Origin of the sequence: Streptomyces sp. NPDC093984, assembly GCF_044764595.1 — a bacterium.
GTDB lineage: Bacteria > Actinomycetota > Actinomycetes > Streptomycetales > Streptomycetaceae > Streptomyces > Streptomyces cynarae.
On the sequence record NZ_JBIWIM010000004.1, the window covers coordinates 760,804 to 767,865 of the forward strand.

The 7,062-nt window shown below is 71.3% G+C and carries 5 protein-coding genes; 3 read left to right on the plus strand and 2 right to left on the minus strand.

Translation table 11 applies throughout. From position 1 onward, the window contains the following. Window positions 1-103 precede the first annotated feature (103 nt). On the minus strand, window positions 104-871 hold the full coding sequence (locus ACIRC0_RS19435; RefSeq protein WP_403617337.1) for a TetR/AcrR family transcriptional regulator: 768 nt from the start codon (window positions 869-871) through the stop codon (window positions 104-106). Between the two features lie 383 nt (window positions 872-1,254). Here ACIRC0_RS19435 and ACIRC0_RS19440 point away from each other — a divergent pair, with 383 nt between their 5' ends. Both ACIRC0_RS19440 and ACIRC0_RS19445 read left to right on the plus strand, forming a co-directional pair. Beyond that, window positions 1,255-2,652, plus strand: coding sequence for an NAD(P)/FAD-dependent oxidoreductase (locus ACIRC0_RS19440; protein ID WP_403617338.1), 1,398 nt, complete (start codon window positions 1,255-1,257; stop codon window positions 2,650-2,652). A gap of 207 nt (window positions 2,653-2,859) precedes the next feature. After that, window positions 2,860-4,509, plus strand: a complete 1,650-nt coding sequence (locus tag ACIRC0_RS19445) for a SpoIIE family protein phosphatase (RefSeq protein WP_403617339.1) — start codon at window positions 2,860-2,862, stop codon at window positions 4,507-4,509. An 18-nt stretch (window positions 4,510-4,527) separates the two neighbouring features. Here the strand turns inward: ACIRC0_RS19445 and ACIRC0_RS19450 are convergent, their stop codons facing one another. Continuing rightward, window positions 4,528-5,802: an MFS transporter gene (locus ACIRC0_RS19450; RefSeq protein WP_403617370.1), complete on the minus strand. Its 1,275-nt coding sequence runs from the start codon at window positions 5,800-5,802 to the stop codon at window positions 4,528-4,530. A gap of 161 nt (window positions 5,803-5,963) precedes the next feature. Between ACIRC0_RS19450 and ACIRC0_RS19455 the strand changes: the two genes are divergently transcribed. Then, window positions 5,964-6,512 carry a MarR family winged helix-turn-helix transcriptional regulator gene (locus ACIRC0_RS19455; protein WP_403617340.1) on the plus strand — a complete coding sequence of 183 codons (549 nt, stop codon included), beginning with the start codon at window positions 5,964-5,966 and terminating at the stop codon, window positions 6,510-6,512. The last annotated feature ends 550 nt before the right edge of the window (window positions 6,513-7,062 follow it).

Genomic DNA, 7,062 nt, shown 5'->3' on the forward strand with positions numbered 1-7,062 from the left:
AACCGTGCCTCCGCCCGGTCCGCGAGCGCCGCCGGGTCCCTGGGGGCCCCGGCGGCGCTCGCGGCGCGGTCCTCTTCGGGTGGCGCGCGGCGGCCGGCCCGGCTCACACCGGACGGGACCGCAGGCCCTCCAGGAGGATGTCCAGCAGTCGCGCCGAGGCCGCCGCCTGCTGGGCGGCGTCCGGCAGCGAGGGCGCCGCCGTGGCGATCACCAGCAGCACGTCCGACACGGTGACGTCCGGCCGAAGTTCACCCGCCGCGCGTGCCCGCTCCACGAGCTGCCCGACGACCTCCAGCAGCGTCGCCGCCCCGGCGTCGTCCGGCTCCGGCGCGGACCGCTGCTCCACGAGCCGCAGCTCGGTGGACGACTCGGACCGCTGCTGCGGCACCCGGGCCCCGTCCACCGACCCCGCGTCGGACCCCTCCGTGCCCTCCTCGGCGACCCCCACCCGCAGCACGTGCGGCGGCAGCAGCCGTCCCGCGCCCGACGCCACCGATGTGCGCAGGAAGCGCGAGAGCGCCGACCACGGTTCGTCCTCCTGACCCAGCGCCGCCCTGGCCTGCTCGGTCAGCCGGGAGGTCTCCTCCTCGGCTATCCGCCGCACCAGGACGTCCTTGCTCGGGAAGCGCCGGTACACGGTGCCGACGCCGACCCGCGCGCGTCGCGCCACGTCCTCCATCGGCGCGCCGTACCCCAGCTCGCCGAAGACCTCGCGAGCCGCGCGCAGTACGTGCTCCAGATTGCGCTGTGCGTCCACACGCAGCGGCGTCGTCCGCGCACCCTCCCCGCGTCCGTTCTCCGCCGCCGCGCTCACCGTGCCCGCCGCCGCCACGGCGGACGCGGACGACCAATGAGAGTCCTGAATGTGCATAAGTGTTCCCCCGGTCCTGACGTCTCCCCCCGGAGACTCTCCCCGCTGTTGGAAAACCGGAGCGTACGGAACAGGCGTCGTACGTGACCGGGCCCGCCCGTCGCGGACCCCCGAGCGCATCCCCCTACACCCCGTCAAGGGACGAACATAGTTGAGCGGGAGTCAATTCAGAAGGGGCGCGTTCCGGGCGGGTCGCCCCCCGATCGGAGTACCGGTCGGATTCGCCCTCTTTGCACCCCCCGTAGTAACCGCTCACACACCCGGTGACCTGCGACGCTTCCCCGCATGCCGGTGATTCGGCCAACCCTGCCCCACGCGTCCGTCCCGTCACACAATTTGCCGGGCCTGTGGACAAATTCGAGCGCCGGGTGCCTCATGGGAAGGTGACGGCTGCATTCCACCGGGCGACACCCCCCGAACACCCGAAGTGTGTGCGCATCCTCATCGTGGGCGGCGGCTACGTCGGCCTGTACACGGCGCTGCGCCTGCAACGGAAGCTGAAGGCGGAACTCCGCCGCGGCGAGGCGGAGATCGTGGTGGTCTCGCCCGACCCCTACATGACCTATCAGCCGTTCCTGCCGGAGGCGGCCGCCGGCGCCATCTCGCCGCGCCACGTGGTCGTCCCGCTGCGCCGCGTCCTCCCGGACTGCCACGTCCTCATCGGCGAGGCCACGGCCATCGACCACGCCAAGCGGATCGCCACCATCTCCACGCTCTCCAGCGAGGAGACCGGGCAGACGGAACAGATCGCGTACGACGAACTGGTTCTCGCACCCGGCTCCATCTCGCGCACCCTCCCCATCCCCGGTCTCGCCGACCACGGCATCGGCTTCAAGACCGTCGAGGAGGCCATCGGCCTGCGCAACCACGTCATCGAACAGATGGACATCGCCTCCTCCACCCGCGACCCCGCGATCCGCGACGCGGCCCTCACCTTCGTCTTCGTGGGCGGCGGCTTCGCCGGCGTGGAGGCGCTCGGCGAGCTGGAGGACATGGCCCGATACGCCGCCCGCTACTACCACAACGTCAAGCCCGAGGACATGCGGTGGATCCTCGTGGAGGCCTCCGACCGCATCCTCCCCGAGGTCGGCGAGGAGATGGGCCGCTACACCGTCACCGAGTTGCGCCGCCGCAACATCGACGTACGCCTCGAGACCCGCCTGGAGTCCTGCGCCGACCGGGTCGCCGTCCTCTCCGACGGCTCCCGCTTCCCGACCCGTACGGTCGTGTGGACCGCCGGTGTGAAACCGCACCCGATCCTCGCCGCGACCGACCTGCCGCTGAACGAGCGCGGGCGCCTGAAGTGCACCCCGCAGCTGACCGTGGACGGCGTCACGCACGCGTGGGGCGCGGGAGACGCGGCCGCCGTCCCCGACGTCACCGCCGAGGAGCCCGGCAGGGAGACGGCCCCCAACGCCCAGCACGCGCTGCGCCAGGCCAAGGTGCTCGGCGACAACATCGTGCACGCGCTGCGCGACGAGCCCCTGGAGACGTACGCGCACAAGTACGTCGGTTCGGTGGCCTCCCTGGGGCTGCACAAGGGGGTCGCCCACGTCTACGGGCGCAAGCTGAAGGGCTGGCCCGCGTGGTTCATGCACCGTACGTACCACCTCAGCAGGGTGCCCACCTTCAACCGCAAGGCGCGCGTGATGGCCGAATGGACGCTGGCAGGCCTCTTCAAGAGGGAGATCGTGTCGCTCGGTTCACTCGAACATCCCCGTGCGGAGTTCGAACTGGCCGCCGGTGGAAAGCATTCTTCAGACCCGAAGGGGTCGAACTGAGCGGACCCAGGAACTCCGCCGGAAACACCGACGTCTGACGGATGTCGGTCCGGTCGGCCAGACTGGTCCACGACCTGGGCGGGCCGACCCTCGCCCTGACGCACCCACCAGGCTTTCCCCACAGCGCCGCACCCCCGGGGACTGGCCCCCGGACCCCCGCCCGGATCCGGAGCCGGCCGGAGACGACAACGACGAGGCAAGGAATCGGTGAACTTCACGCGCTGGAGCGCCCGGCTCCCCGGAACGCAGCGCCGCGCCGCAGCGCGGACCGACCACGCGGTCTCACCGGACCGGCGGGACGGCTCCGTGCCCGTGGCCCGCGCCGAGCGGCTCACCGACGACACGCCGAGCGTGTCCGCCCTCGACGAACTGCCGGCGCGGGAGGTCCTCGACCGCATCCCGGCCCTCGTCGCCCTGGTGCACGGCCCCGACCACCGCGTCGCCTACGTGAACGACGCCTACACGGCGGCCTTCGGCGCCCGCCCGGTCGGCGAACCCGCGCGCGAGGCACTGCCCGAGCTGGAGGCACTGGGCCTCCTCCCGCTCCTCGACCAGGTGCTGCGCAGCTCCAAGCCGCGCACGGTCAAGTCCCGCAAGGCGCCCGGCGGCCGTTCGTACACCTTCACCTGCACACCGGTGGACGCACCCGACGACAAGTCCCGGGGCGTGCTCGTCTTCGCGGCCGACGTCACCGACCACGCCGACGCCGCCGAGCGGCTGCGCGCCAGCGAGCGCGAGCAGCGCCGGACCGCGGTGACCCTCCAGCGCTCCCTGCTGCCCCAGGAACTCGAACAACCCGACGACCTGCGCATCGCCGCCACCTACCAGCCCGGCGGCACCGAGGCCGCGGTCGGCGGCGACTGGTACGACGTGATCACGCTCGGCGGCGGCCGCACCGCGCTGGTGATCGGCGACGTCATGGGCAGGGGCGTCCGCGCGGCGGCGGTGATGGGCCAGCTGCGCACGGCGGTGCGCGCGTACGCCCGCCTGGACCTGCCCCCGCACGAGGTGCTCCAGCTCCTCGACGGCCTCGCCACGGAGATCGACGCCAACCAGATCGCGACCTGCGTCTACGCCGTCCACGACCCGAACGAGGGCCGGCTGGTGTACGCCTCGGCCGGCCACCTCCCGATCCTGGTCCGCGACGAGAGCGGTAACGTCCTGCGCGCGGACGAACCCACCGGCCCGCCCCTCGGCACAGGCGGCTGGATGCACGCCTCCGGCTCGGTACCGCTGGCACCGGGATCCACCGCCGTCCTCTACACCGACGGCCTGGTCGAACGCCGGGACGCCGACCTGGACGAAGGCATCGCGGCTCTTGCGGGCGCGCTCGCCGGCGCCACGGGCACACCCCAGGTGATCTGCGACCGTCTGCTCCGTTCCGCGGGTGTCACGGCGGGCCACGACGACGACGTGGCGGTCCTGGTCCTCCAGCACCCGGCGCGGACGGGACCGGACGGCGAGCTGTTCCGCAACGCCGCACTGGAGTTGCTGGGCGGGGTGGAGGCGGCGCCACGCGCGCGTGCGTTCGCCTCCGGTGTGCTGACGAGCTGGCGGTTCCCGGCGGACCTGCACGACCACGGGGTCCTGGCGGCGAGCGAACTGGTGGCCAACTCGCTGCAGCACGGCACGCCGCCCATGCGGCTGCGCCTGCGCCGCACGGACCGCCGCCTGATCATCGAGGTCACGGACGGCGACGACCACCTCCCGAGGCGCCGCCGCGCGGAACCCGCGGACGAGGCGGGCCGGGGCATCGCGATCGTGGCGGCGATCGCGTCGAGCTGGGGGTCGCGGAGAACGCCCGGGGGCGGGAAAGCGGTGTGGTGCGAGTTCGCACTGCCGAAGGCCGACGGCTGAGCTCCCGGGGCGGGGCGCTCAGGCGCGCGCCGACGCCGGCTCCGCCGACGCACCCCCCTGTGCCACCACCCGGCTCCTGCCCAGCGACGGCTGGTTCTGCGCCGGCGTCAGCAGCCGCCCGAGTCGCACCGCCAGCACCGTGACGCCCAGCGAGCACAGCAGGAACGTCACGACGTAGGGCCCGGGCAGGGCCGCCGCGAGGGGGCCACCCACCGCCGGTCCCACCGCCAGCGCCAACTGCTTCACCAGGGCGAACACCGAGTTGTACTGCCCCGCCATCCCCGTCGGCGCCAAGTCCGCCACCAGCGGCGCGACCGTCGGCGACAGCATCGCCTCACCCAGTCCGAACAGCGCGTACGTCGACACGAACGCGGCCGTCGCCATCTCCCGGCTGCCGTGACCCAGCCCCGCGTATCCCGCGACAGCCCACGCCACGGCCCAGATCAGCCCCACGGCCGCGATCACCCGCGACCGCCTGCGCCGCTCCACGAACTTCAGCACCGCGAACTGCGCCACCACGATCGTCGCCGTGTTCGCCGCCAGTGCCGTACCCAGCGTGGACGTCGAGATCCCGGCCGCCTCCACGCCGTACGCGCTCAGCCCCGACTCGAACTGTCCGTAGCACGCGAAGAACAGCACGAAGCCCAGCACACAGAGCTGCACCATGGCCCGGTTCCCCAGCAGATGCCTCCAGCTCGCGCCACCGCCCCGCGGCGCCGTCTCCTCGATCCTCGGGGCCCGCGGCATCCGCACCGTCGCCATGACCACGACCAGCAGCAGGAACATCGCCGCCTCGATCGCGAAGAGCAGCGTGAAGGACGCCGCCCGCGACACGTCGACGAGGTGCCCGCCGATCAGCCCACCGACCCCGAGCCCCAGGTTCTGCAGGAAGAACTGCACCGCGAAGGCCCGCGACCGCGTCTCCGCCACCGAGCAGTCCACGATCATCGTGGCCAGCGCCGGCTGCATCACCGCCTGCCCGGCCCCGAGCAGCGCCGCCGACAGCAGCACGCTCACCGCGCCGGCTGCGACGCCCAGGCTCAGCGAGCCCACCGCGGCCATGACGAGGGCGGCGAGCAGCACCGGAAGCGGGCCGCGCCGGACGATGGCCCGCCCGGCGAACGGCAGCACGACCAGCGCGGCCACAGCGAAGACGGCGAGTACCAGACCCGCCGTCACAGCACCGAGACCCCGCACCTGCGCCACGTAGACGTACAGATAGGGGACGGTGAAGCCGAGGCCGAACGCGCTGAGTGCGTTACCCACGTGGATCCGGCGCATCGCTGCGCCCATCGCCCTGGTCACTTTCACCTTCCTTGAGAAGCGGGCCGCCGAGAGCGGGAGGTCTTACCTCTGAAGCGGTTAACCCTGAAGACTTCGAAGCTAAATTTCGAAACTGAACAATACACCTTGAAGGAGTTCAACGCCAAGCGGTCGCGTGTCATACTGCGGCCATGGGTGACACCCCCCGCGTGAGCGAGCCGACCCTCGACGAACAGATCGCCGCCTACCAGCGCGAGTTCCAGGACCTGGACCCGCAGGTGGAGAAGATCGTCTCGGCGCTGTCCCGGCTCAACCGCCGCATGAACGTCGCCTACGGCCGCCAGACCGCCGCGCTCGGCATCAGCAACACCGACTGGGAGGTCCTCAAGGCCCTCGTCCTCTCCGGCGCCCCCTACCGCATGGGCCCGAGCGACCTGGCCAAGCGGCTCGGCCTGACGCCGGCCGCGATGACCCACCGCATCGACCGCATGGTCGGCGAGGGGCTGGTCACCCGGGAGCGGGACGAGGCCAACCGCGTCCGCGTCATCATCGAGCTGACCGACGAGGGTCGTGAGAAGTGGCTGGAGGCGATGCGCCTTGCCTCCGGGTTCGAGGAAGACCTCCTCCAGGACCTCTCGCCCGAGGAACGCACGGTCCTGGGAGACGTGCTGACGCGCCTGCTGCGCCGCGTGGAAGACGCGCAGCCGGACGCCGGCGGCCGCCTCAGCGACCTGGACTGACGCCGCCCGCAGGTTTGACGCGGTGCCAGGTTGGGGAGGCTTGACAGTCCACCCCCCGATCCGTAAGGTTCTTCGGGTTGCCACGGGGCCGGAACGGTTCTGCGGCAGCACCTCCCGCCGCTTCAGCGGCAACAAACCACTCAGCACGATCTCCCAACCGGGTCGATTTCGGTGTGCCCGAAATTAGATTTGATTGGGTACGGCGACCCCGATCCCCCCGATTGGGAATCGCCGGAGAGATCCGCTAGAGTCGGAGATGTCGGAACGGCCCAAGGGCCGCGAGGACAAGCCCGGTTGACTGGGCGTCAGACCCCGAAGGGAACTGAGGGATCTGATAGAGTCGATAAAGCCGGAAGGCCGAAAGGCCGGAAAGCACCGAGGAAATCGGATCGGAAAGATCTGATAGAGTCGGAAACACCGAAGGGAAGCGCCCGGAGGAAAGCCGAGAGAGTGAGTCTCTCCGGTGAGTACAAAGGAAGCGTCCGTTCCTTGAGAACTCAACAGCGTGCCAAAAGTCAACGCCAGATATGTTAATACCCCGTCTCCGGTC

Coding starts and splice junctions, on each gene's coding strand:
- ACIRC0_RS19450 (WP_403617370.1), bottom strand. CDS start 5,802: ATGGGCGCAGCGATGCGCCGGATCCACGTGGGTAACGCACTCAGCGCG.
- ACIRC0_RS19435 (WP_403617337.1), bottom strand. CDS start 871: ATGCACATTCAGGACTCTCATTGGTCGTCCGCGTCCGCCGTGGCGGCG.
- ACIRC0_RS19455 (WP_403617340.1), top strand. CDS start 5,964: ATGGGTGACACCCCCCGCGTGAGCGAGCCGACCCTCGACGAACAGATC.